The organism is Nonomuraea aridisoli, assembly GCF_003236395.1.
Taxonomy (GTDB): Bacteria; Actinomycetota; Actinomycetes; order Streptosporangiales; family Streptosporangiaceae; genus Nonomuraea; species Nonomuraea aridisoli.
In genome coordinates, this window is record NZ_POUD01000574.1 from 1 (window position 1) to 1,209 (window position 1,209).

Annotated in this window: 1 protein-coding gene; it reads left to right on the forward strand. The window is 75.3% G+C overall.

Annotated elements, in window-relative coordinates:
• The first annotated feature begins 488 nt into the window (after positions 1 to 488).
• Positions 489 to 1,115 (forward strand): hypothetical protein, encoded by a 627-nt coding sequence (locus C1J01_RS48145; RefSeq protein ID WP_111185834.1) that lies wholly within the window; start codon positions 489 to 491, stop codon positions 1,113 to 1,115.
• Positions 1,116 to 1,209 lie beyond the last annotated feature (94 nt).

The window sequence follows — 1,209 nt, forward strand, 5'->3', positions numbered from 1 at the left end:
ACCCCGACCCCATCGAACGCGACAGGCCCGGCCCGTCACCACGGCGGCGCGCGAACCGCACGTTCCTGGAGCTCCGCACCCCGCTGTCGGGCCTGGCCCATGAGGCGATGATCAGGGACGACACCGCGACCGCCTTGGCCACCCTGAGCACCCTGACCGCCCCACCCACCGGCCCCGCCGGCAAAGGCAGGACCCGGCCGACCGGCACACAACCCACCAACACAGAACTGATCACCTCACACTCGACCAACACCACCATCACCGGCCGCTCCTCAGCGATGCCGGACAACGCCAAGCCGCTCCGCACGGGGACGCCCACCACAGCAACGCCCACCACCGACACGAGCACCGCAGAAACTCACGCCCCCAGAACGCAAGCCACCGCAACGGGCACCACCGGAACCGGCACCGCAGGGACGGGAACCGCAGGGACCGGGGCCGGCGGGACGGCCGTGGTCGTTGGCGGAGGTGGGGCGGGTGCCGCGGTCGTGACGGCGCTGCGCCGTGTCTCCCCGGAGCAGTTGGCGCATGCGTGCCGCCTCGGCCTGTCCGCGGCAGGACCGGCAGCGCTGTGGGCGGCCACCGGCGTCCGGCCGCTCGCCCGTGCGCTGGACGCGCTGGACCCGGCCCTGCGCGCCCGCCACGATCACCTGGACCTTCTCCTGGCCGACGCGCCGCTGCCGGGCTCCCTGCGCGCGCTCGCCCGGCACGAGGCGATCGCGCCCGCCCGGACGATGGAGCTGGTGGCCCGGCGCGTCCGGGCGACGCTCGGCCAACTGGCCCACGCCGACGACCCGGTGCTCGCGTACCGCGTCGCGCGCGACGCCGACACGGCGGTCCTGTGCGCGCTCGTCATCGCGGTCACCGGCCGCGCGGACGGGCCGCCGACCGTCGCGGTGACCGCTCCCGGCGAGGTGTCCGTGCCCGGCTTTCCGCGTTCGAGCCTGGCGGACCCGGACGGGCCATGGCAGAGGGCGTTCCCAGGCGCCGTGGAACTGGGCGCGGACCTGGAGGTCTTCTGGGCGCGGGTCGCCTCGGACGGCCTCCGCGTCCCGACCGCTTGGCTCGGCCGGGGCGGCTGGCCCGCCCTCTGGCAACGCTCGGCCCGGAGGTGAGCTCCGTTCGGGTGGGCCGGAGATGGGGCTGGCGTCGGCTGGAAGGGCAAAGGATGTCCGGGAAGTGGTGCGGGTGGGCTGTGGCGCCCCACAC